This is a genomic window from Streptomyces sp. NPDC000151 (assembly GCF_040301705.1).
Taxonomy (GTDB): domain Bacteria; phylum Actinomycetota; class Actinomycetes; order Streptomycetales; family Streptomycetaceae; genus Streptomyces.
The window spans coordinates 51383-77419 of sequence record NZ_JBEPFC010000002.1 but is presented as its reverse complement, the minus strand read 5'-3'; the positions used below and the strand labels follow the sequence as shown (position 1 = coordinate 77419).

Genomic DNA, 26037 nt, shown 5'->3' with positions numbered 1-26037 from the left:
GGCTCAGGGCCGGGGTCAGTCCGTCCAGATGCGGCTGCTCAGGTCCGCGCCGCGCAGCACCTGTATGCGCCAAGGGGTGATGCGCAGTAGGTGGTACTGGGGGGCGGTCGGGCCCTGGGGCCAGAAGGTGTGTGGGTCGTATCCGACGCCTGCCGGGCTGTTCTGCCGGTAGAGGTCCCAGACGCGCGCCTTGGTCCCCTGGTCGGACACCCAGGCGGAGACGCTGTCGACGAAGACGGCGTTCTGCCGGGGGTTCCAGTACGAGTACGTCGTGTGCGGGTTGTTCGCCAGGTGGGCGATCTTGACCGGGGTACGGTACGTCGCCAGCCAGCCGATGGGGACTCCGTCCGCCACTTCCCAGATGGGCTGCACGACGCGGGCCCGGGGCCGGGCCTTGTGGTCCACGGTGGTCATCGTGCAGTAGACGATGTCCTGGATGTATTCCATGAAGGTGGCTTCGAGCTCGGAGAACGAACGGACCTTTGCAGCGCCCATCGCGGCACCTCGGGATTCATAGGGGGATCGGTGAAAGATCAACGCACGGGCGGGAAGTGGCCCTCGTGGACGAAGAAGTCGACGTAGGTGGCGAGGAGTTCGCGGGTCAGTGGCGGACACTCGATTCCCGTGCCGGCGAGAGCCGCGTCGGTTTCGGCGGTGTCGATGGGCGGATAGAAGGCGTCGGTGTCCGAGGTCATCATCTCGAAGGCGTGGAGAAGCGGGAGCAGGGCGTTGTCCCGGTCGGCGTGTACCGCCGCGCTCCACAGAGGACGGTCCAACTCGTCGAGCTGGTAGCCCAGTTCGCGTAGGTACGTCACACAGTCCGTCAGGCTGAGCGAGCTGCGGTTGAACAGGTGGAAGGTGTTGCCGGCGGCTTCCTCCCGGGTGGAGACGGCCAGGATCGCGGCGCTGACGTAGTCGACCGGCAGAAGGTGGAAACGGCCCTCGGCACCGGCCGGTACCGCACCCGCCTGCAGGAGGCCCTTGAGGGTGAGCCAGACGAAGTCGCGCGTCTGGCAGGCTCCGTTGTGCTGATCACCGGATACCACGTCGACCCGGTACACGGACACGGGCAGGCCCCGGTCGCGGGCGATGCCGATGACCTGTTCGGCGACCCACTTGCTCTGGAGATAGCCGCTGGGCAGCGCGTCGGCGGGCCCGGTCGGATCGGTCACCTGGAGCGGGACGCCAGGCGTGACCGGGCCGTTGAACACGCCCACCGTCGAGACGTAGTGCACCGGAACCGTGCGGTGGCGGGCCGCGAGCCGCAGGATCTCCTCCGTGCCGGACACGTTCGCCGGGCGCAGCGCCCGGTACGGGTGCAGCCAGTGGACGGTGGCGCCCGCGTGGTAGACCACGTCGACCGTGCGGGAGAGCGTGTCGAAGGTCTCCTCGGTCAGGCCCAGGCGCTCCTCGGCGAGATCGCCGACGACCACGTGGAGCCTGCTCTCGTCCATCGCTTCCCAGACGCGGTACCACTCAAGGCTTTCGCGCAGTCGCGCGCGGGCGGTTTGTTCGTCCGCGCCCCGTACCAGGCAGTGGATCCGGGCGGTGGTGGTACGCATCAGGTCGCGCAGCAAGAAGGCGCCGAGGAACCCGCTCGCTCCGGTGAGCAGCACCTCGTCCGGGTTGGCCACGGTGCGTACGACCTGGGCGGCGGGGCGGATGTCGGCGGCGAGCCTGATGTCGGCTGCGTGGTCGGTGGTGTCCGGTACGCCCGCGTCCTCGCCGCCGGAGGAGAGGAGTTCGGCCCGCAGGTGTGCGGCCAGGTCCCGGGGAGTCGGGTGGTCGAAGACCACGGTCGCCGGCAGGCTCAGACCGCTCACCGTGGCGATGCGGTTACGCAGCTCCACCGACGTCAGCGAGTCGAAGCCGCTCTGTTGCAACGGACGTCCGGGGTCGATTCCGGTGGCGTCGCCGCGGCCGAGCACCCGGGCGACCTCCCCCATGAGGGCGTCCAGGACCAAGGCGTGCTGCTCCTGCTCGCTCAGGCCCGCGAGCCGGTCGGCGAGCGCGGGGCCCGTATCGGCCGTGCCGCGAGCCGTGCCGCGCACCGGGGTCTTCACCAGTCCGCGCAAGAGCGCCGGGACGGTGGCCTGCTGCCGTACGGCGGACAGGTCGAGCGGGGTGGCCACTGTGTACGCCCGGCCGCCGCGCAGGGCCAGGTCGAACAGGGCCGGGCCCTGCTCCTGAGCGACCGGGAGGAATCCGCTGCGGGCGATCCGCTTGAGGTCCGTTTCGGTCAGGTCGCCGGTCAGGCCCGTCGACTGTGCCCACAGGCCCCAGGCGATGGACGTGGCGGGCAGCCCCAGGGCGGCGCGATGCTGGGCCAGCGCGTCCAGATGGGCGTTGGCCGCCGCGTAGTTGGCCTGTCCGGGACCTCCGATGGCGGCGGCCACGGAGGAGAACAGTACGAATGCCGTCAGGTCGGCGTCCCGCGTCAGCTCGTGCAGCGCCCAGGCCGCGTCGGCCTTCGGGCGCAGCACGGCGTCGAGCCGCTGCGGGTTCTGCGCGGTGATGACACCGTCGTCGAGCACACCGGCGGTGTGGATGACGGCCCGCAGCGGGTGCGCCGCCGGTATCGAGGTGAGGAGTGCGGCGAGGGCCGTGCGGTCGGAGACATCGCATGCGGCGATGGTCACCGACGCGCCCAGGGCCGACAGCTCGGCACGCAGCGCGTCGGCGCCCGGGGCGTCCGGGCCGCGCCTGCTGACCAGGAGCAGCTGCCGCACGCCGTACGAGGCCACCAGGTGCCGGGCGAAGAGGCCGCCCAACGAGCCCGTGCCGCCGGTCACCAGGACCGTGCCGTCGGCGTCCCAGGCCGGTGCCGTTCCGGATGCGTCCCGGCGCTCGCGGACCAGCCGCGGCACCCGGACGCCCGGGGCGGCGCCGCGCACCGCCGCCTGTGGCTCACCCGAGGCGACCACTGCGGACAGCACGTCGCCGAGGCCGGAGCCGTCGGCTTCCGTGTCGACGCCGTCGGCTTCCGTATCGACCAGGACGATCCGACCGGGCGCCTCCGATTGCGCGGACCGCAGCAGTCCCCAGGCGGCGGCCGCGGCCGGGTCGGTGATGTCCTCTCCCTCGTCGGCGGCGACGGCTCCGGTGGTCACGACGGCCAGCGGTACGTCGGACAGCGAGTCCTCCGCCAGCCACTGCTGCGCCAGGGCGAGGGCGCGTCCGACGGTGTCCCTGACCGCGTCCGCCGGGGCGCCCGGCCCGCTCGCGAGGTGGACACGCACGGCATCGATCCGCGTCCCCGCGGCCACGGCGGCGGCCACGGACGGCACGTCCGGGTAGCCGTCCGAGCCGAGCGTGACCCAGTGCATGGCGGGGGCCGGGGGCATCCGCCGGGCGGACCAGCCGACGTGGTGGAGGGCGTCATGACAGCGGGAGCGCGCGGCCGGCAGCGCGGCCACGTCGACGGGGCGGACGGTCACGGCGTCGATGTCGGCGACGGGCCGTCCGGTCGGGTCGGTGAGTCGCACTCTGTAGGTGCCTGCACCAGGAGCGTCGACGCGTGCGATGTCGGTGGTGGGGGACACGGCGTCCGCGGTGCCGGCCGGGGTGATGTGGACGCGCAGCGTGTCGGCACCGGTGGCGTGGAGTCGTACTCCGTCCCAGTGGGCGGCCGTGAGCGGCGTGCCGGGCAGACCGGTGGCGTACAGCGGCTGCAGGGCCGCCTCCAGCAAGGCCGGATGGATGCCGTACCCGTTCCTGTCCGGGGCTGCTTCGTCGGCGAGGCGCACCTCGGCGAAGAGTTCGTCCTCGCGCTGCCACACCTCGGTCAGGCCCTGGAGCGCCGGTCCGTACACCGATCCCGCGGCCGCGAGACGTGCGTACACGTTGTCGGCCCCGATGCGTGTGGCGTCGGCGGGCGGCCACTGTTCCGGCCGGTCGGATGCCGAGCGGCCGGTTGTCGGCCGGCCGCTTGTCGGCCGAAGAGGCGGCGGCGCCAGTGGCGCGTCGCTCATACGCCCGCGCGCATGGCGGACCCAGGAGGCACCGGTGGCGTCGGGACGGGAGTGAATGGAGAGGGGACGGTGCCCGAGCGCGTCCGGCGCGCCGACGCGTAGGTGAAGCTGAAGGGCACCGGTCGCGGGCAGCACCAGCTGCTCGTCGACGGTCAGTTCGTCGATGACGGTGCATCCGGTCTCGTCGCCCGCGTGGATGGCGAGTTCGGTCAGGACCGTGTTCGGTACGACGGTTTCACCGGCGATGGTGTGGGCGGCCGACAGACCGGCGGTACGGGCCGACAAGCGGGCGGTGAACATCGCCTCGTCGCCGTCCCCGAGGAGGAGAGCGGCGCCGACGAGGGGGTGATCGGTGGTGTCGAGGCCGAGACCGCCGGCGTCCCTGTGCTCCGCGCCCGCGTCCACCCAGTACCGCGTGTGCTGGAAGGCGTACGTGGGCAGGGGCACCCGGCGCGCGCCGGAGCCGGCGAAGAACGCCTCCCAGTCGACGCGTACGCCCTGGTTGTGCAGCTTGCCGAGGCCGTCCACCAGGGTGCGGGCCTCGGGCCGGTCGCGGCGTTGCAGCGCCTGGACCGCGGTGTCCGGGCGGTCGGCGAGTACGCCTTGGGCGAGGGCGGTGAGCACTCCGTCGGGGCCGATCTCCGCGAGGGTCCTGACGCCTTGCTCGTGCAGGGTGGTGACGGCGTCGGCGTAGCGGACGGCCTGGCGGACTTGATTCACCCAGTAGTCCGCCGTCCGCAGATCCTCTCCTGCGGCGAGACGACCGGTCACGGTGGACACCACAGGGATCGACGGCGCCTCGTACCGAATCTCCTTGGCGACCGCACGGAACTCCTCCAGCATCCCGTCCATCAACGGGGAGTGGAACGCATGCGAGACCTCAAGACGCCGCACCCTGCGACCGTCATCGGTGAACCGCTTCTCCACCTCCGCCACCGCGGCCCCGTCACCCGAAACCACCACCGCACGCGGCCCGTTGACCGCCGCGATGCTCATCTCGTCCGTACGGTCCCCGATCGCGTCGAACGCTTCCGCTTCGGTCGCCTCCACGGCGACCATCGCCCCGCCCCGCGGCAACGCCTGCATCAACCCCGCACGCGCCACCACCAAACGACCCGCATCCACCAGACTCAACACACCCGCCACATGAGCAGCGGCCAACTCCCCCACCGAATGCCCCGCCACAAACCCCGGCACCACACCCCAGGACCCCACCAACCGGAACAACGCCACCTCAAACGCGAACAACGCCGGCTGAGTAAATCCCGTCTCCCCCAGCAAACCCGCCTCGGACGATCCCGCAGCCGCAAACAACACCTCCTTCAACGGCCGGCCGAGCAGCGGATCCAAGACCTCGCAGACCTCGTCCAGAGCACGGGCAAACACCGGATAGGACGCATAGAGCTCCCGCCCCATCCCCGCCCGCTGCGCACCCTGACCCGAGAACACAAAGCCGAGCGCGCCGGTGGCGGAGCCGCCTGTGGTGACGAGGGACACGGACGCCGGATCGTCGGATGCCTTCCGCACCGCGTCGGCGAGTTCCGTGCGGTCGGCGCCGACGAGCGCGGTCCGGTGGGTGTGCCGGGTGCGCGTGGTGGCCAGGGAGTAGGCGATGTCCGCGGCGGTCTGCTCGGGGTGCGCGGCCAGGTGGTCGTGCAGCCGCTCGGCCTGAGCACGCAGGGCCTCCGTGCCGCGAGCGGAGAGGAACCACGGTACGACGGGGAGCGCGTGCTCCGGTTCCCGCGCGGCCGGCTCGGGCTGTTCCTCGGGGGCTTCGAGGATCACATGGGCGTTGGTGCCGCTGACACCGAAGGCGGAGACGGCGGCGCGGCGGGGGCCCTCGTCACGCGTCGGCCAGGGGCGTGCCTCGGCGAGCAGTTCCACGGCCCCGGACTCCCAGTCGACCATGGGAGTGGGCCGGTCGATGTGCAGGGTCCTGGGCAGCACGCCGTGCCGCATCGCCTGCACCATCTTGATCACACCGCCGACGCCCGCCGCGGCGACCGTGTGTCCGAGGTTGGACTTCAACGACCCGAGGAACAAGGGGCGTTCGCGATCCTGACCGTAGGTCGCCAGCAGCGCCTGGGCTTCTATGGGGTCACCGAGACGCGTACCGGTGCCATGCGCCTCCACCGCGTCCACCTCGCCCGGCTCCAGCCCCGCCGCGGACAGTGCCTGCCGGATCACCCGCTCCTGCGACGGACCGTTCGGCGCCGTCAGACCATTGCTCGCACCGTCCTGATTCACCGCACTGCCCCGCACCACCGCAAACACCCGGTGCCCATTGCGCCGGGCGTCCGACAGCCGCTCCACGACCAGCAGGCCCACGCCCTCCGACCAGGCAGTGCCGTCGGCCGCAGCCGCGAACGACTTGATACGGCCGTCGGGCGCGAGCCCTTTCTGGCGGGAGAAATCGACGAACCCGCCCGGCGTCGCGGTGACCGTCGCACCGCCCGCAAGGGCCAGGGTGGACTCCCCACGGCGTACCGAGTCGACGGCCAGGTGCAGGGCGACGAGCGAGGACGAGCACGCGGTGTTTACCGAGAGGGCCGGGCCCTCCAGGCCGAGGGTGTAGGCGATGCGGCCGGAGGCCACGCTGCCGAGTTTGCCGGTCATCAGATAGCCCTCGAACTCCTCGGGCCCTTCGAGCCCGAGATAGCTCTGTTCCACGATGCCCGCGAACACTCCCGTACGGGTGCCCTTGAGCGACGCCGGGTCGATGCCCGCGTCCTCCAGCGCCTCCCACGCCGTCTCCAGAAGGACCCGCTGCTGCGGGTCCATGGCCCGGGCCTCGCGCGGCGAGATGCCGAAGAAATCGGCGTCGAACAGTGCCGCGCCGTCCAGGAAGCCGCCCTCGCGGGTGTACGAGGTGCCGGGCTCGTCCGCGTCGGGGCTGTACAGGGCGTCGAGATCCCAGCCGCGGTCGTCGGGGAACGCGCTGATCGCGTCGGTGCCGTCGGCGACCAGACGCCACAGGTCCTCGGGGGACGCGACACCGCCGGGGAAGCGGCACGCCATGCCGACGATCGCGACCGGTTCGGCCGCGGCGGATTCGAGTTCGGTGATCCGCTCACGTGCCTTCCGCAGGTCCGTGGTCACCCACTTCAGGTAGTCGACCAGCTTCTGTTCCTTGGTCCGGCCTTCGGCGCGGTCGTCGGTCCGGTCCGGCTTGTGGTCATTGGACATGTCAGCGGACATGCGGAATCAATCTCTCCTCGGTACTGCATCCATGCTGAACGGGGCTGGCGAGACGGTTGCGGCGGCGTCAGTCCGCGGCCCTTCCGAGCTGGGTGTCGATGAAGTCGAAGATCTCCTCCGCCGACGCGGCCGCGAGCAGATCCGCCACCTCGTCGGCATCGCTGCCGGGCGTCCCGCCCGAACGGGCCGGGTCGGCCGGCCGGGGTGCGGCCTCGGTCCGTACGAAGGCGGCGAGGGCGGCCGGGGTCGGGTGGTCGAAGACCACCGTGGCCGGCAGCCGGAGGCCCGTGGCCGCACCGAGGCGATTGCGCAGTTCGACGCCGGTGAGCGAGTCGAGGCCCAGTTCCTGGAAGGGGCGGTCGGGGGCTATGGCGCCGGTGTCGGTGTGCTTGAGCACCGCCGCCACCAACGTGGTCACGGTGGTGAGCACATACCGCTCCTGCTGCGCCTCGGTGAGTTCCGCGAGCCGGTCGGCCAAGGAGACCGGCTCGCCGGCGTCCTCTTCTTGATCGTCACTCGCCGGGGCCCGCCGCTCGCCCGCTCCGTTCCCGGGCGTCACCTGGTCCAGCCAGTACCGCTTGCGCCGGAAGGCGTACGTGGGCAGCGGCACCCGGCGCGCACCGGAGCCGGCGAAGAAGGCCTCCCAGTCGACGGGGACCCCGCGCGCGTACAGTGTGCCGACCGCTCCGACCAGGGCTTCCGCCTCGGGCCTGCCGTCGCGGACCGCGGCCGTGGCAACCAGGGCGTCGGGGTCGCGTACGGCCTGGGCGGCGAGGGCGGTGAGCACACCGCCGGGGCCGATCTCCAGGAGCGTGGTGACGCCTTCGGCTTCCAGGGTGGTGACGGCGTCGGCGTAGCGGACGGCCTGGCGGACTTGATTCACCCAGTAGTCCGCCGTCCGCAAATCGTCTCCGGCGGCGAGACGACCGGTCACCGTGGACACCACGGGAATCGACGGCACCTCGTACCGAATCTCCTTGGCAACCGTACGGAACTCCTCCAGCATCCCGTCCATCAACGGGGAGTGGAACGCATGCGACACCTCAAGACGCCGCACCCTGCGACCGTCACCGATGAACCGCTTCACGACATCCGCAACGGATGCCTCGGCGCCCGAAATCACGACTGCTCGCGGCCCGTTGACCGCAGCGATCCCCACAACGCCCTCGTACGCCGTGAGCGCAGCGGCCACCTCGGACTCGGTCGCCTCCACCGCGACCATCGCTCCGCCCCGCGGCAACGCCTGCATCAGCCCCGCACGCGCCACCACCAAACGAGTCGCATCCACCAGGCTCAACACACCCGCCACATGAGCAGCGGCCAACTCCCCCACCGAATGCCCCGCCACAAACCCCGGCACCACACCCCAGGACCCCACCAGCCGGAACAATGCCACCTCAAACGCGAACAACGCCGGCTGAGTAAATCCGGTCTCCCCCAGCAAACCCGCCTCGGACGATCCCGCAGCCGCAAACAACACCTCCTTCAACGGCCGGCTGAGCAGCGGGTCCAAGACCTCGCACACCTCGTCCAGAGCACGGGCAAACACCGGATAGGACGCATAAAGCTCACGCCCCATCCCCGCCCGCTGCGCACCCTGACCCGAGAACACAAAGCCGAGAGCGCCGTCCGACCGGGCGACAAGGTCCAACAGGTCGAGCCCTGCGCGGAGTTGGTTGGCACCGTTGCTCACGACCACGGCCCGGTGTTCGAAGGCGGCGCGGGTGGTGGCCAGCGAGTACGCGACGTCCAGCGGGCTCGGGGCGTCGTCGCGTCCGGTGAACGCGTGCAGCCGCCCGGCCTGCGCGGTGAGCGCCTGCGGGGTGCGCGCGGACAGGATCCAGGGCAGCGCGGGGACGGCCGACGGCTCCGGCACGGGAGTGGCGTCCTCGGCCACGGCGTGGGCCTCGGCCTGGGCTTCCTCGATGATCACGTGCGCGTTGGTGCCCCCGAAGCCGAAAGAGGAGACACCGGCGCGACGAGGCCGATCGGTGGCGGGCCACGCGGCCTGCTCGGTGAGCAGTTCCACGGCGCCCACGGTCCAGTCCACGTGCGGCGATGGCACGTCCGCGTACAGGGTCTTCGGCAGGACGCCGTGGTGCATGGCCTGCACCATCTTGATCACACCACCCACACCGGCCGCCGCCTGCGAATGCCCGATGTTGGACTTCAACGACCCGAGCAGCAACGGCTGTTCACGTTCCTGGCCGTAGGTCGCCAGCAGTGCCTGGGCCTCGATCGGGTCACCGAGACGCGTACCGGTGCCATGCGCCTCCACCGCGTCCACCTCGCCCGGCTCCAGCCCCGCCGCGGCCAGTGCCTGCCGGATCACCCGCTCCTGCGACGGACCGTTCGGCGCCGTCAGACCATTGCTCGCACCGTCCTGATTGACCGCACTGCCCCGCACCACCGCGAGCACGCGGTGCCCATTGCGCCGGGCGTCCGACAGCCGCTCCACCAGAAGCAGACCGGCCCCCTCCGACCAGCCGACACCGTCGGCGTCGGCCGAGAAGGACTTGCAGCGGCCGTCGGGCGACAGGCCTCTGAGCCGGGAGAACTCGACGAAGGCAACCGGCGTCGACATGACGGTGACACCGCCGGCGAGGGCGAGATCGCACTCGCCGTTGCGCAGCGCGTTCGCCGCCAGGTGCAGGGCCACCAACGATGAGGAGCACGCCGTGTCCACCGTGACGGCCGGGCCCTCGAATCCGTACGTGTACGAGAGCCGGCCGGCGGCGATGCTGCCCGCGCTGCCGCTGAAGAGGTAGCCCTCGAAGTCCTCCGGGGGCAGATGCGGGCGGGAGCCGTAATCGTTGTACATCAGCCCCGTGAACACGCCGGTGCGGGAGCCGCGCAGCCCTGTGGGGTCGATGCCGGCGTGCTCGAACGCCTCCCAGGTGGTCTCCAGGAGCAGCCGCTGCTGGGGATCGATCGCCGTGGCCTCGCGCGGCGACATGCCGAAAAAGGCGGGGTCGAACCGGTCGGCATCGTGCAGGAAGCCGCCTTCGCGCCCGTACGAGGTTCCCGTGCGCTCGGGGTCCGGGTCGTACAGCGCGTCCAGGTCCCAGCCGCGGTTGTCCGGGAACCCGGACACCGCGTCCGTGCCGTCGGCGACCAAGCGCCAGAGGTCGTCGGGGGACGCGACACCGCCGGGATAGCGGCACGCCATGCCCACGATCGCGATCGGCTCGCGCCGCTTTTCCTCGATCTCCCGCAGCTGCCTGCGCACGTCACGGGCCTCGGCGACGGCCTTCTTGAGATAGTCGCGGAGCTTGTCCTCGCCCGCCATGTTCTGTCAACTCCCGTAATTCGTATGGTGGTCGGCCTGGTCGGCGGCGGATCAGTCGAGACTGTCGACGAGGGCGAACAACTCCTCGTCCGTGGCGGTCTCCAGGTCGTCGTCCTCATCCTCGGCGGTGGCCCCGGCCGCGCTGTCCGCAGCGTCGAGGAGTTCGCGCAGCCGCGCGGTGACCCGGCCGTGTGCGGACTCGTCGGCCGCGACGGCCTCGATGGCCGTCTTGAGCCGGGCCAGTTCCGCGAGCACCGGCTCGTCGGGGGCGATCTCGTCCACCGCGAGCTGTTCGGCCAGGTACTTCGCGAGCGTCCTGGGGGTCGGGTGGTCGAAGACGAGCGTGGTGGGCAGCCGGAGGCCGGTGGCGACACCGAGCTGGTTGCGCAGTTCGACGGCGGTCAGTGAGTCGAAGCCGAGTTCCTGGACCGCCCGGTCGGCGTCGATCGCGGTGTGATCGCTGTGGCCGAGCACCGCGGCCACCTTGCCGCGCACCAGGTCCACCAGCGTGCGGTCCCGTTCGGCCGGAGGCAGGGCTGCGAGTCGTTCGGCGAGGCCGGGGCCTTTGTACTCGTCGGCGTTGCGGCCCGCGCCGGCTGCCGAGCCGGCCCGGCGCTTCGGTGCCGTACCGACCAGGCCACGCAGCATCGGCGGCACCTGGTCGCCCAGGCTGCGCAGCGCCCTGGTGTCCAGCCTGGTGACGGCGAGCCCGCTCTCGTCGGCCGCCAGGGCGGCGTCGAAGAGGGCCATGGCGTCGTCGGTGGCCAGTGGCAGCAGGCCGGAACGGGCGAGCCGGCGCAGATCGGTGTCGGACAGCCGGCCGGTGAGGGCGCTGGTCTCGGCCCACAGGCCCCAGCCGAGTGAGGTGGCGGGCAGGCCGGCCGACCTGCGGTGGGCGGCGAGCGCGTCCAGGAAGGCGTTGGCCGCGGCGTAGTTGGCCTGGCCCGCCGTGCCGAGGAGCCCGGCGACGGACGAGTACAGGACGAACGCCTTGAGGTCCATCTCCTGGGTCAGCTCGTGCAGATGCCAGGCCGCGTCCACCTTGGGACGGAGTACGGCCGCGAGCCGCTCGGCCGTCAGGCCCTCGATCGTCGCGTCGTCCAGCACACCTGCCGTGTGGACGACACCCGAGAGCGGGCCCACCCGGTCGAGCAGCCCCGCGAGCGCCTCCCGGTCCGCCACATCACAGGCCACCGTCGTTACGGAAGCGCCCAACTCGGCCAGCGTGTCCCGTAGTTCGGGCGCTCCCGGGGCATCCGGGCCGCGTCGGCTCACCAGTACCAGATCGCGCACTCCGTGCTCGGACACCAGGTGCCGGGCGAGTACGCCGCCCAGCGCGCCCGTGGCGCCGGTGACCAGGACGGTGCCGTCGCCCCACGGGGACCCGGTGTCGGGGGCGGTCGGCGGCTGCGGTGCCACTGCTTTGACGAGGCGTGGCACCAGCAGCGCGCCCGCCCGTATCGCCGTCTGCGGCTCGGCGGCGGCCACGGCGCGTACGAGCAGGTCGGCGGCTGCCGTGCCGGTGGCTTCGGTGCCGGCGTCGGTGTCCACGAGTTGGACGCGCCCCGGGTTCTCGGTCTGTGCCGAGCGCAGCAGTCCCCACAGCGGGGCGTGCGCGAGGTCGGGCACGTCCTCGCCGGGTGCGGTGGCGACGGCACCCCGTGTCACGACCACGAGGCGGGTACCGGCGAACCGGTCGTCCCCGAGCCATGCCTGTGCCTGCCCGAGCGCTTCCTGCGCTGCCTCGCGGGTCGCCTCCGGAAGCGCCGCCGTCAGCGGCCCGGCTCCCGGTCCGGCGGCCGGGCGGCCGGAGTCGGCCATCCGCGGCACAAGGAGCACGGCGGGCGCGGGCGCCCCCTCGTCCATGGCGCGGGCGAGCGCGGCCAGGTCCTCGTATGCCCGGATCCGCTCGGTGACGGTCCCAAGGCCGGCCGCCGGGCCGACCAGCGCCCAGGCCGACAGGTCCACGGCCCCACCGCCTGTCGGGAGATCCCTGCTCGCGTCGCCCTCGGGCAGCGGGGCCCACTCGACCCGCAGCAGCCCGTCGGCGTCGGTGCCACCCGCCGTGCGCAGGGTGTCGGTGTTGAGCGGGCGCAGGGTCAGTTCCTCGATGGTGGCGACGGGCGCGCCGGTGGCGTCGGCCACGCTGAGCGCGACCGTGGTGGTGCGGTCGCCCCCGGCTCCGGGCACGACGGCCCCGGCGAGCCGGACGCGCAGCACCGAAGCGCCGGTGGCGTGCACGGTGGCCCCCGCCCAGGCGAACGGCAGCAGCGCGGCCCCCTCCTGCCTGACGACACCGGGCAGCAGCGGGTGCAGCGCGGCGTCGAGCAGCGCGGGGTGGAGGACGAAGCGGGCGGCTTCGGTGCGCTGTCCGTCGGCGAGGGCGACCTCCGCGCAGAGGTCCTCACCGGCGACCCACAGCCTGCGCAGGTTCCGGAACGCGGGACCGTACTCGTATCCCCGCTCCGCGAGCCGTTCGTACACACCGGTCAGATCGGTCTCGACGGCGCCGGCCGGCGGCCAGACCGTGAGGTCGTCGCCGCGCGTGGTGCCGCTCTCGGCGCGCAGGGTGCCGTGGGCGTTCAGGGTCCAGTCCTCGTCCTGTGCCGGGTCGCCGTCGGGCCGCGAGTGGATGCGGACGGCACGGCCGCCGTCGGCTTCCTCGGCGCCGATGTGCACCTGGAGGTGTACGCCGCCACGTTCGGGCAGTACGAGGGGCGCGGCCAGGGTCAGCTCGTCGACGGTGGTGACGCCGAGCTGTTCCCCGGCGCGCAGGGCGAGTTCGAGCAGTCCGGTGCCGGGCACCAGCACGGTCCCGGCGACGGTGTGCTCGGTCAGCCAGGGGTGCGTGCCGCGCGCCAGGCGGCCGGTGAGGACGTGCTCGTCGCGGTCGGCGAGCGAGGTGGTGGCGCCGAGCAGCGGGTGGTCCGCCGCCGCGAGCCCGAAGCCGGCGGCGTCGCCGACCGTCGCGGGCGCTTCGAGCCAGTACCGCTGCCGCTGGAAGGCGTACCCCGGCAGCTCGGCCCTGCGGGCGCCGGGGAAGACGGTGTCCCAGCGCAGTGCGGCGCCGCGGGCGGCGAGCCGGCCGAGGGCCGCGGCGATTGTGCGGTCCTCGGGGCGGCCCTTGCGCAGCAGGGGCACGACCGTGCCGGGGTCGACGGTCAGGGACTCGGTGACCAGCGCACTCAGCACTCCGTCGGGGCCCAGTTCGACCCATTCGGTCACGCCGCGGGCTTCGAGGAGTCGCACTCCGTCCAGGAAGCGGACCGCCTCGCGGATGTGCCGCGCCCAGTAGTCGGGCGAGGCCAGCTCGTCGCTGCCGGCGAGCTCGCCGGTGACGTTGGAGACGATCGGAATGCGCGGCTCATGGAAGGTGAGGCCCTCGGCGACGGCTCGGAACTCCGCCAGTACGTCGTCCATGTGCGGCGAGTGGAAGGCGTGGCTGACCGGCAGCCGTTTGGTCCGCGCGCCCCGCTCCTTCCAGTACGCGGCCAGCTCTTCCACGGCGTCCGCGTCACCCGAAATCACGGTGGAGCGGGGGCCGTTGACGCCCGCGACGGTCACCCGTTCACCGTGTCCGGCGAGCGCGGCGCGGACCTCGTCCTCGGCGGCCCCGACGGCCGCCATCGCGCCGCCTTCCCGTGCGGCCTGCATCAGCCGGCCGCGCTCGGCGACCAGGACGCAGGCGTCCGGCAGGTCGAGTACGCCCGCGAGATGGGCCGCGGTGACCTCGCCCACCGAGTGGCCGAGCAGGAAGTCCGGGGTCAGGCCGTAGTGTTCGGCCAGCCGGAACAGGGCGGTCTCCAGGGCGAACAGGGCGGCCTGGGTGAAGGCCGTCTGGTCGAGCAGCGCCGCCGAGGGTGCCCCTTCGGGCGCGAAGAGCACGGACTTCAGGGGCCGCAGGAGTTCGCGGTCCAAGTGGCGGCACACCTCGTCGAGCGCGGCGGCGAACACCGGCGACGTTTCGTACAACTCGCGGCCCATGCCGATGCGTTGCGAGCCCTGCCCGGTCAGCAGGAAGGCGGTTTTGCCACGCGGGGCGGAGCCGGCGCGCTGGACGGCCGGGGTGGTCTCGCCTCGGGCCAGTGCGTCCATGGCGTCCAGGAGTTCGTCCCGGGTCGTGGCCACGACGACGGCCCGTCGGTCGTGGCGGGCTCGGGTGGTGGCCAGCGACCAGCCGGTGTCCGCGAGGCTCTGCCCCGGGTGTGTGCTCAGATGCTCTCGCAGGCGCCCGGCCTGGGCGCGCAGGGCGTCCTCGCCGCGCGCGGAGAGCACGAAGGGCGCGGGGGCGATCGGCTCCGGTGCCGTGGCCGGCGTTTCTTCGGCGGCGGCCTCCTCGATGATCACGTGGGCGTTGGTGCCGCTGATGCCGAACGAGGACACACCGGCCCGCCGGGGTCGGCCGACGCTCGGCCACGCGGTCTGCTCGGTGAGCAGTTCCACGGCGCCCGCGGTCCAGTCCACGTGCGGCGACGGCTCGTCCGCATGCAGGGTCTTCGGCAGGACGCCGTGGTGCATGGCCTGCACCATTTTGATCACACCGCCGACGCCGGCCGCCGCCTGTGAATGCCCGATGTTGGACTTCAACGACCCGAGCAGCAGCGGCTGTTCGCGTTCCTGACCGTAGGTCGCCAGCAGCGCCTGGGCTTCTATGGGGTCACCGAGGCGCGTTCCGGTGCCGTGTGCTTCCACCGCGTCCACCTCCGCCGGTTCGAGGTCGGCCGCGGCCAGCGCCTGCCGGATCACCCGTTCCTGCGAGGGTCCGTTCGGTGCCGTCAGACCATTGCTCGCACCGTCCTGGTTGACCGCGCTGCCGCGGACGACGGCGAGCACGCGGTGCCCGTTGCGTCGGGCGTCCGACAGCCGCTCCACCAGGAGCAGGCCGACGCCCTCCGACCAGCCGGTGCCGTCGGCGCCGGCCGAGAAGGACTTGCAGCGGCCGTCGGGCGACAGTCCGCGCTGCCGGGAGAATTCGATGAAGACGTGCGGACCGGCCATGACGGTGACGCCGCCGGCGAGGGCGAGATCGCACTCGCCGTTGCGCAGCGCGTTCGCCGCCAGGTGCAGGGCCACCAGGGACGAGGAGCACGCGGTGTCCACGGTGACGGCCGGGCCCTCGAATCCGTACGTGTACGAGAGCCGGCCCGATACGACGCTGGAGAGGTTGCCCGCCAGCAGGAAGCCCTCGTACTCCTCGGGGGCCGCCGCGAGGCGGGAGACATAGTCGTCGTACATCGCGCCGGTGAACACGCCGGTGCGCGAGCCACGCAGCCCGGTGGGGTCGATGCCGGCGTGCTCGAAGGTCTCCCAGGCCGTTTCGAGGAGCAGCCGGTGCTGGGGGTCGATCGCGGTGGCCTCGCGGGGCGAGATGCCGAAGAATTCCCGGTCGAACCGGTCGGCGTCGTGCAGGAAGCCGCCGTGGCGCACATACGAGGTACCGGTGTGCTCGGGGTCCGGGTCGTACAGCGCGTCCAGGTCCCAGCCACGGTTGTCCGGGAACCCGGTGATGCCGTCCGCGCCGTCCGCCACCAGGCGCCACAGGTCGTCGGGCGAGGACACTCCGCCGGGATAGCGGCAGGCCATCCCGACGATCGCGATCGGCTCGTTCAGCTGGGCGACGGCGTGCGCCGTCCGGCGCTTCGCCGGGGTGGCGTCGGCCGTGACCCGGGACAGCAGGTGGTCCACGACGGCCTCGGGCGAGGGGTGGTCGAAGACGACGGTGGCGGGCAGCCGGAGACCGGTGGCGGCGTTCAGGCGGTTGCGCAGCTCCACACCGGCGAGCGAGTCGAAGCCGATCTCGTTGAAGGCGCGCTTCGGGTCGAGGCGGTGCGGGTCGGCATGGCCGAGGACACCGGCCACGGTGCCGCGTACGAGATCGAGGACCGCCTCGCGCCGCTGTTCCTCGGGGAGCGCAGCGGTCCGCTCGGCCCAGGTGGTGCCGCCGGTGTGTGCCGTGGCGGCACTCGCGGCGGCGCGCCGGGGGCGGGTACGGACGAGACCGCGCAGCAGCGCCGGGGGCTCGCCGTCGGCGGCGAGCACGGCCCGCGGGTCGAGGGCCGCGGGGACGCGCAGCGCGAGCGGAGCGGCGAGCGCGGCGTCGAACAGGACGAGGCCCTGCTCCGGAGTGAGCGGACGGAATCCGGCCCGTGCCCAGCGGGCCAGATCGGCGTCGCCGAGCGTGCCGCCCATGCCGTGGGTGGCGTCCCACAGGCCCCAGGCCAGCGAGGTCGCGGGCAGGCCGGCCGCCCTGCGGTGGGCGGCGAGCGCGTCCAGGAAGGCGTTGGCCGCGGCGTAATTGCTCTGCCCCGCCGTGCCGAGCAATCCGGAGACGGAGGAGAACAGGACGAAGGCCGTCAGGTCCATGTCCCGGGTCAGTTCGTGCAGATGCCAGGCCGCGTCCACCTTGGGGCGGAGTACGGCCGCGAGCCGCTCGGCCGTGAGGCCTTCGATGGTCGCGTCGTCCAGCACACCGGCCGTGTGGACGACACCCGAGAGCGGGCCCACCCGGTCGAGCAGCCCCGCGAGCGCCTCCCGGTCCGCCACATCACAGGCCGCCACCGTCACGGAAGCGCCCAACTCGGCCAGTATGTCCCGTAGTTCGGATGCTCCCGGGGCGTCCGGGCCGCGTCGGCTCACCAGTACCAGAGCGCGCACTCCGTGCTCGGCCACCAGGTGCCGGGCGAACAGCGCGCCGAGGCCGCCGGTGCCGCCCGTGATCAGCACCGGCTCGGCCCGGTCGCCGGCGAAGGGGCCCGGGACGTCCTCGCGTACGGCACGCTTCAGGCGGGGCACCTTGAACACCCCGTCGCGCAGCGCGATATGAGGTTCTCCGGCAGCCACGGCGGCGGCGAGCAGCCGCGAAGCGGCGGCAGCGTCGGTGTCGGTGTCGGTGTCGGTGTCGGTGTCGAGCAGGACGATGCGGTCCGGGTGCTCGGACTGCACCGTACGGGCCAGGCCCCACAGCGGGGACGTGGCGAGCGAGGCGATGTCCTCGCCGGGGGTGGTGGCCACCGCGCCCCGAGTGAGGATTACGAGCCGGGCGGTGGCGAACCGCTCGTCGGCGAGGAAGTCCTGGACGAGGCGCAGGACGGCCGCGGTGGTCCGGTGGGCGGCGGCCGCGTCGTCCGCCGCCGCGGGGACCAGCGCGTCGGCCCGTACGCACACCACCTCGGCATCGGTCGCCTCGACGGCACTCAGGTCCGCATGGGGCACCTCGGCCACCCGCAGGGGGTCCACGACGGGCGTCGCGACGGCCGTCCACTCCACGTCGTACAGCGCGTCGTGGTGCTCAGTGGGCACCGGCGCGAGCCGGTCCCTGGCGACCGGGCGCAGACTCAGCGAGTCCACCGTCACGACGGGCTCTCCGGTGGCGTCCGCGGCGTACAGGGTGAAGGTGTCGGGCGCGATCCGCGCGATCCGCACCCGCAGCGTCCCGGCCCCGGTCGCGTACAGCGACGTGCCCGTCCACGAGAACGGGAGCCGGATGCTGTCGGCCGCCGAGGTGCCCGCCGCTTCCGCGGCGTGCAGCACCAGGGGGTGGAGGAGCGCGTCGAAGAGGGCGGGGTGCAGTCCGTACCGGCCCGCCTCCGGGTGCTGTTCGCCGGGCAGGGTCACCTCGGCGTACAGCTCGTCGCCCGTGCGCCACAGTCCGGTCAGGCCCTGGAACGCCGGGCCATATTCATAGCCGAGACCCGCGAGCTCCTCGTAGATGCCGTCCAGCTCGGCCTCGTCGGCGCCCGCCGGCGGCCACTGCCGCAGGTCGGGCCCGGCGGGTGCGGCAGGGCCGCCGAGGGAGCCCGAGGCGTGCCGTGTCCACGTCCGCTCTCCCTCGCCCCCGGGGCCGCCGTCGGGGCAGGTGTGGATCTCGACGGGCCGTGCCCCGGTGGCGTCCGGGGCGCCCACGGCGACCTGCACGCGTACGGCGCCCTGCGCGGACAGCGCCAGTGGCGCCTCCAGGGTCAGTTCGTCGATCCGTTCGATGCCGTAGTGGCCCGCCGCGACCAGGGCGAGTTCGAGGAAGGCGGTCGCGGGCAACAGGACGGTGCCACCGATGGCGTGATCGGTCAGCCAGGGGTGGTCGGCCGCGGAGAGCCGGCCGGTGAGCATCAGGCCGTCGTGCCCGGCGACCTCCACCGCGGCGCTCAGCAGCGGGTGGCCCGCCGGGTCGAGGCCGAGGCCGCGCGCGTCGGCGGGCCGGTGCGGCGCGAGCCAGTAGTGCTGCCGCTGGAAGGCGTATGTCGGCAGGTCGACGCGGTGGGCCCCGGGGTGGAACGGCGCGGCGTCCAGCGGCGCCCCGCCCGCCCAGGCGCCCGCGATCCCGGCGGCCAGCGTCTCGGGCTCGGGGCGGCCGGCCCGCAGCAGCGGGACGACGGTCGCTTCCGCGTCGGCCAGCGCGGCGCGCGTGAGCGGCGCGAGCACGGCGTCCGGTCCGGTCTCGACGTACACGGTGGCGCCGTGCCGCTCCAGGGTGCGCGCGGCATCGAGGAACCGCACGGGCCTGCGGATCTGCTGGGCCCAGTAGTCGGGCGAGGTCAGCTCGTCGGTGGCGGCGAGTTCGCCGGTGACCGTGGAGACCACGGGGATGCGTGGGGCGTGGAAGGTCAGACCCGCCGCGACGGTGCGGAACTCCCCCAGTACGTCGTCCATGTGCGGCGAGTGGAATGCATGGCTGACCTGGAGTCTTCGGGTTCTGCGGCCGCGTGAGCGCCATCGTTCGGCAAGCTCCTCGGCGGCTTCCTCATCTCCGGAGACGACGACGGAGTCGGGGCCGTTGACGGCGGCGAGCGCCAGGCGACCGGCGGCCTGCTCCAGTTCGTCGGCGAGTTCGGACTCCTCCGCCTCGATCGCGAACATCGCGCCCCCGCTGCGTGCGGACTCCATCAGCCGGCCGCGGGCGGCGACCAGCCGCGCGGCGTCGGCCAGGGAGAACACACCGGCCGCGTGGGCGGCGGCGACCTCGCCGATGGAGTGCCCGGCGAGCAGGTCGGGCGTCAGGCCGTGGTGGCCGAGCAGCCGGAACAGAGCCGTCTCGACGGCGAACAGCGCGGGCTGCGTGTAGGCCGTACGGTGCAGCAGCCGGCCGTCGGCGCTGTCCTCGCCGGCGAACAGGACCTCGCGCAGGGGCCGGTTCAGATACGGGTCGAGCGCGGCACACACCTCGTCGAGCGCGGCGGCGAACACCGGGTGTGCGGCGTACAGTTCGCGGCCCATGCCGGCGCGCTGCGCGCCCTGGCCGGTGAACAGGAACGCGGTACGGCCGGTGCCTGCCGTGCCGGTCACCACGTGCGGCGCCGCATCGCCGCGGGCGAGGGCGTCCAGCCCGGCGAGAAAGCCGTCGGTGTCGACCGCGGTGATCACCGCGCGGTGGCGCAGGGCGGTGCGGGTGGTGGCCAGGGACAGCCCGATGTCGGCCGGGTGTGCGCCGCCGTCGGCGACCCACGTACGCAACCGGGTGGCCTGGTCGCGCAGAGCCGGCTCGTCGTGCGCCGAGAGGAGCCACGGGGCGGGCGCGGCCAGGTCGGGCGTCGGGGCCTGCTCCTCCTCGGGCGCGGCCTCCTCGATGATCACGTGCGCGTTGGTGCCGCTGATACCGAACGAGGAGACACCCGCGCGGCGCGGGCGGCCGGTGGCGGGCCACGGGGTCTGCTCGGTGAGTAGTTCCACGGCGCCCGCGGTCCAGTCGACGTGCGGGGAGGGCTCGTCCGCGTGCAGGGTCCTGGGCAGCACTCCGTGCCGCATCGCCTGCACCATCTTGATCACTCCGCCCACACCGGCGGCCGCCTGCGCGTGTCCGATGTTGGACTTCAACGAGCCGAGCAGCAGCGGGTGTTCGCGGTCCTGGCCGTAGGTCGCGAGAAGCGCCTCGGCCTCGATGGGGTCGCCGAGGCGCGTGCCGGTGCCGTGGGCCTCGACCGCGTCCACCTCGCCCGGCTCCAGGTGTGCGTCGGCCAGCGCCTCGCGGATCACTCGCCGCTGCGAGGGGCCGACGGGGGCGGTGAGGCCGTTGCCCGCACCGTCCTGGTTGATGGCGGTGCCCCGTACGACAGCGAGGACGCGGTGGCCGTTGCGGCGGGCGTCCGAGAGCCGCTCGACCACGAGCAGCCCCACGCCTTCCGCCCAGGACGTCCCGTCCGCCGCCGCCGAGAAGGACTTGGACCGGCCGTCGGCGGCGAGACCCCGCTGCCGCGAGAACTCCACGAACATGCCGGGCGAGGACATCACGGTCGCCCCGCCCGCGAGGGCGAGGCCGGTCTCGCCGGAGCGCAGCGACCGTACCGCCATGTGCAGGGCGACCAGCGAGGACGAGCAGGCGGTGTCGACGGTGACGGCCGGGCCGAGCAGGCCCAGCTGGTAGGCGATGCGGCCGGAGAGGACGCTCGGGGTGGTGCCGGTGAGCACATGGCCCTCGACGGTGTCCGGGGCCTCGTGCATCCGGGGTCCGTAGTCGAGAGCGGTGGCGCCCACGAACACACCGGTGCGGCTGCCCTTGACGGCGGCTGCATCCAGGCCCGCGCGCTCGATGGCCTCCCAGGCGGTCTCCAGGAGGAGGCGCTGCTGCGGGTCCATGGCCAGGGCCTCGCGCGGCGAGATCCCGAAGAACTCGTTGTCGAAGAGGGCGGCGTCGTGCAGGAATCCGCCTTCGCGGACAGTGCTGTGGCCGCCGTTCGTGGCGTCGCTGTCGTAGAGGTCCGGGTCCCAGCCCCGGTCGCCGGGGAAGCCGGAGATCGCGTCGGTGCCGTCGGCGACCAGGCGCCACAGCTCCTCGGGGGAGGTGACGCCGCCCGGGTAGCGGCAGGCCATGCCGACGATGGCGATGGGCTCCTCGTCGGTGTCCTCGGGGCGGGCCGGGGAGCCCGCGTCGGCGGGCCCGCCGGCGAGCAGGCTGTGCAGATGCGCGAGGAGCGCGGCGGGGGTCGGCTGGTCGAAGAGCAGGCCGCTGGGCAGCTTCAGGCCGGTGGCGGCGGCCAGCGCGTTGCGCAGCTCGACCGACATCAGCGAGTCGAAGCCGAGGTCCTTGAACGTGGCGTGCGCGTCGACGCGCCGCCCCTCGGGATATTCGAGTACGGCCGCGATGCGGTCGAGAACGAGGGCGGTGACGTCGGCGCCCGTCGGCCGCGTGTGCGGGACGAGAGGCGCGGGTTCGGAGGCGGCTTCTTCGGCCGCCGGGAGCGCCGCGGCGCGGGCCGGTCCTTCGATCCAGTACCGCTCGCGCTGGAAGGCGTACGTGGGCAGCGCGACCCGGCGGCCGCCGGTGCCGGCGTGCACGGCCGCCCAGTCCACCTCCGTACCGCGTACGAACGCGGCGGCGAGGGCGGCGAGCAGCGTACGGACTTCGGAGCGGCCCGCGCGCAGAGCGGCGACGGGCGCCGTGGCGTCGGTGTCCCGCACGCAGTGGGCGGCCATGGCCGCGCAGACCCCGTCGGGTCCCAGTTCGAGGAGGGTGGCGGTGCCTGCCGCCTCCAGGGTGCGGACGGCCTCCAGGAACCGCACCGGGCGGCGGACCTGCTCGACCCAGTAGTCGGCCGAGGCCCACTGGCCCGGCCCGACGGCGGCGCCGGTCACTGTGGACACCGCGGCGATCCTGGGCTCATGGAAGGTCAGTCGGGCGACGACGCGGCGGAACTCTTCCAGCATCGGGTCCATGAGCGGCGAGTGGAAGGCATGACTGACCGTCAGCCTCCGGGTCTTGCGGCCCTTTTCCGCCAGTCGGTCCGCGATCGCGGCGACCACGTCCCGCTCGCCGGAGAGCACCACCGAGCGGGGCCCGTTGACAGCGGCGATCGACACCCGGCCCCGCTGCCCGGCGAGCAGCGGCGCCACCTCGACCTCGGCGGCCTCCACGGCGAACATGACGCCGCCGGACGGGAGTTGCTGCATCAGCCGGCCGCGCGCCGCGACGAGCCGCGCGGCGTCGTCGAGGGACAGCACACCCGCGACATGGGCCGCGGCGATCTCTCCGATGGAGTGCCCGGCGACCCGGTCGGGGACGACGCCCCAGGAGCCGAGAAGGCGGTGGAGGGCCACCTCGAGCGCGAAGAGCGCGGGCTGGGTGAAGGCGGTGTCGTCCAGGCCCGCTCCGGAGTCCACCACCTCGGCGAGGGAGCACCCGATCAGCGGGTCGAGTGCCGCGCACACCTCGTCGAAGGCGGTCGCGTAGGCCGGGAAGGCGGCGCGCAGTTCCCGGCCCATGCCGAGGCGCTGTGCGCCCTGCCCGGTGAACAGGAAGGCCGTGCCGCCGGGCCGTACGGCACCGGAGACGACCTGCGTCGCGGGGCTCCCCTGGGCCAGGGCGGTCAGGCCCGCCAGCATTACGGACCGGTCGGCGGCCAGGACGACGGCGCGGTGCTCGAAGACGGTGCGTGAGCAGGCCAGTGACCGGCCGATGTCCGCCGGACCCGGTGCCCCGTCGGCGGTCGCGGCGGCATGCAGCCGTCCGGCCTGGGCAGCGAGCGCCGCGGCACTGCGGCCCGAGACCACCCAGGGCAGCAGGTCGGCGGCCGTCCCCTCGGCGGGAGCGGCGGCGGACGGTGTCCGGGCGGGGGCCTCGCCGAGTACCACATGGGCGTTGGTGCCGCCCATGCCGAACGAGGAGACACCGGCGAGCAGCGACCGGTCGGGGGCCGGCCAGTCACCCGTCTCGCGCTGTATTTCAAGGCCGAGCTCGGACAGGGGGATCGCGGGGTTCGCGGTACGGAAGTTCAGGCTCGCGGGGAGGCGGCGGTGGCGCAGTGCCAGCACGGTCTTGAGCAGGCCGACGATGCCCGCGGCGCCTTCCAGGTGGCCGACGTTGGTCTTCGCGGAGCCGACCCGCAGCGCGCTCCCGGCCTCGCGGCCCGCGCCGAGCACCGCGCCGAGCGCGGCGGCCTCGATGGGGTCGCCGACGGGCGTGCCGGTACCGTGCAGCTCGACGTACTGCACCGCGCCCGGGTCGACGCCGGCCTTTTCGTACGCCTCGCGCACCACGCGTTCCTGGGACTCACGGCTCGGCACGGTCAGGCCGGGGGTGGCGCCGTCGTTGTTCACGGCGCTGCCGTGGATCAGTCCGTAGACCGGATCGCCGTCCGCCAGGGCCCGCGACAGCGGCTTGAGTACGACGGCACCGCCGCCCTCGCCCCGTACGAATCCATTGGCGCGGGCGTCGAAGGTGTACGTCGTGCCGTCCGGGGACAGCCCGCCGAACCGCTCCTCGGTGACGGCGCCCTCGGCGAGGATGTTCAGGTTGACACCCGCCACAATCGCCGCTTCGGACTCCCCCGAGCGCAGCGACTCGGCGGCCAGATGCACGGCGACCAGCGAGGACGACTGTGCCGAGTCGACGGTCAGACTCGGTCCGCGCAGACCGAGGTGGTACGAGACCCGGTTCGCGATCACGCCCCGGTTGACACCCGCCATGGTGTGCTGGGTGATTGCCTGTTCGCCGTGCTGATAGAGCAGCGCGGCGTAGTCGTCGCGCAGGGTGCCGACGAACACCGCGGTGCGGCTGCCGCGGAGGGTGGCCGGCACGATCCCGGCGTCCTCAAGGGCCTCCCAGGCCAGTTCGAGCACGAGGCGCTGCTGGGGGTCCATGACGCGCGCCTCGCGCGGCGCGATGCCGAAGAACGCGGCGTCGAAGGCGTCGACCCGGTCCAGGAAGCCGCCCCGTCGCATTCCGGGCCCGGTGTCCGCGGGCGCTTCTTCTCCGGTCGCCGACCGCCAGCGGCCTTCGGGAACGGGGGTGATGGCGTCGGACCCGGTGTGCAGCAGCTCCCAGAACGCCCCGGGGTCCGCGGCTCCCGGCAGCCGGCAGGAAAGGCCGACGACCGCGATCGCCTCGTCCCGGCCCGCGGCCGCCTCGTCCTGACTGCGGCGGGGCCCGGGTATCTCGGAGTGGTGCTGTTTCGTCATCGCGCTCGACTGCCCTTTCCGGCCGAATACCGAAAGACTTCTGAGTATGTGGACGAATCTTCGGGCCGATCCTAGGCAGGGGTTTCCTCCCGCATCTCAGCGTCCGGCCTCGGGCCGGTAATCGGGCCCGAGGCCGGTAATCGGGCTCGCGAAAAAGAAAGAGAGCACGCCATTACCGGGCTGTGGAACGAATGAGAAACGCCCGGTAATGGCGTGCCGGAAGTGCTCGGGGCCGGTCAGCCGAGGAGGGCGGCGGCCTGCTCCGCGGCCCGGAAGCCCGACTCCAGGGCTCCCTCCACGAAGGCACCGTGCCAGCCGCCGGCGATGTCGCCGCCCGCGAAGACGATCCGGCCGTGCGGCTCCTGGATCGCCGGCAGCTGGCGCAGGAGCTGGCCGGGCCGCCGCAGGCCCCAGCCGCCGCGCGCGTACCGGTCCTTGTTCCACTCCATGGCCCGGTGATCGACGACCGTGGCCTCCGGTACGAGCTCGCGCACCGCCGCCCGTACCGCCGCCGGGTCCGACACATCGAGCGCGGGCCCGGTGAAGGCGACGAAGAGGCGGCCGTCGGGGAGTTCCGCCTGCGGCAGCATCAGCAGGATCGGGGCGCCCTCCGGAGCCTGCGCGTACACCGGCTCGGAGGTACCGCGCACGTGCAGCCACAGCTTGGTGGCGTGCGGTACGCCGATGCCCTCGCGAGCGGCGTCCGCGTGCGCCTTGGGCAGCCCGGGCGCGAAGGTGATCGTGCGCCAGAGGTTGACCGGCGTCGCGACCACGACCACCGGCGCTTTGTAGACCCGGCCGCCGCTCACCTCGACGCGGGTGAGGCCGCCGCTCTCGCGGACCGCGGTGACCGGCGAGTTGAGCCGGACCGTCGCCCCGGCGTCGCGGAACATCCGCTCCAGGACCGCGAGCATGCCGCCCTCGGGCTTCAGGCTCATCACCGAGAGGAACCCGTCGTACGTGCCGCCGGCGAGCTGGTACCACTGGGCCAGTCCGGTCAGTGCGCCGACGCGGTTGCCACCCGCGAAGACCGAGGTGGCACCGCTCACCCAGTCGTGGTCCTCCGGGGACAGCGCGAGCTGGGCGATGCGGTCGGCCAGCGACAGGGGGTCGACGCTCTTCAGGAGGTCCGTGCGGTACAGCGGTTCGTAGGGCCGCTCGAAGTACCTGTCGGAACCGGCGTAGAACTCCGCGAACAAGGTGCCGAGCCGCCCGAGGGCCTCCTCCGGGGCGTGGCTGCGGTAACCGCCGGCGGTCGGCATGACCATGCGGGTGGCGTGCACGTCCTCGCTGGTGGTGAGCGAGTAACGGGTCAGTTCCCGGGCGACGAGGTCCTGTCCGGGGCCGAACCAGCCACCACCCAGCTCGATGCGCTCGCCGGCGAACGTCTCGGTCCTGATGCGCCCGCCGATCCGGTCGCGGGCCTCCAGGACCAGGACGGACAGGCCGCGTGCGCTCAGCTCGCGGGCAACGGTGCCGCCCGCGTAACCGGCGCCGATGACGATGGCGTCCCAGGGCCGGTCGTCGGCCGCGGCGGGCCCGCTCGCGGCCGTGCTCAGACCGGCGGTGAGCGCCGCCGCACCCGCGGCCTTGAGCAGCGTTCTTCGATCGGTGCGGCCGGGCCGCTTGCCGTCTTGGTCGTGCACACGAATCTCCTTTGAAAGGTGCGCCTCGGCGAAATGGCCGGGCAAGCGG

The 26037-nt window shown here is 73.1% G+C and carries 5 protein-coding genes; all 5 read right to left on the bottom strand.

All coding sequences use genetic code 11. From position 1 onward, the window contains the following. Window positions 1-15 precede the first annotated feature (15 nt). On the bottom strand, window positions 16-495 hold the full coding sequence (locus tag ABT381_RS01300) for a pyridoxamine 5'-phosphate oxidase family protein (protein WP_351586308.1): 480 nt from the start codon (window positions 493-495) through the stop codon (window positions 16-18). A 38-nt stretch (window positions 496-533) separates the two neighbouring features. Beyond that, window positions 534-7157, bottom strand: coding sequence for a type I polyketide synthase (locus ABT381_RS01295; RefSeq protein ID WP_502965694.1), 6624 nt, complete (start codon window positions 7155-7157; stop codon window positions 534-536). 79 nt (window positions 7158-7236) lie between these two features. Beyond that, window positions 7237-10458, bottom strand: a complete 3222-nt coding sequence (locus ABT381_RS01290; protein ID WP_351586304.1) for a type I polyketide synthase — start codon at window positions 10456-10458, stop codon at window positions 7237-7239. Window positions 10459-10509: 51 nt separating this feature from the next. Next, window positions 10510-24342 (bottom strand): type I polyketide synthase, encoded by a 13833-nt coding sequence (locus ABT381_RS01285; RefSeq protein ID WP_351586302.1) that lies wholly within the window; start codon window positions 24340-24342, stop codon window positions 10510-10512. A gap of 236 nt (window positions 24343-24578) precedes the next feature. Further along, the gene (locus ABT381_RS01280) at window positions 24579-25988 is read right to left on the bottom strand and encodes a flavin monoamine oxidase family protein (RefSeq protein WP_351586300.1); all 1410 of its coding nucleotides are present in this window, start codon (window positions 25986-25988) and stop codon (window positions 24579-24581) included. Window positions 25989-26037: the final 49 nt, after the last annotated feature.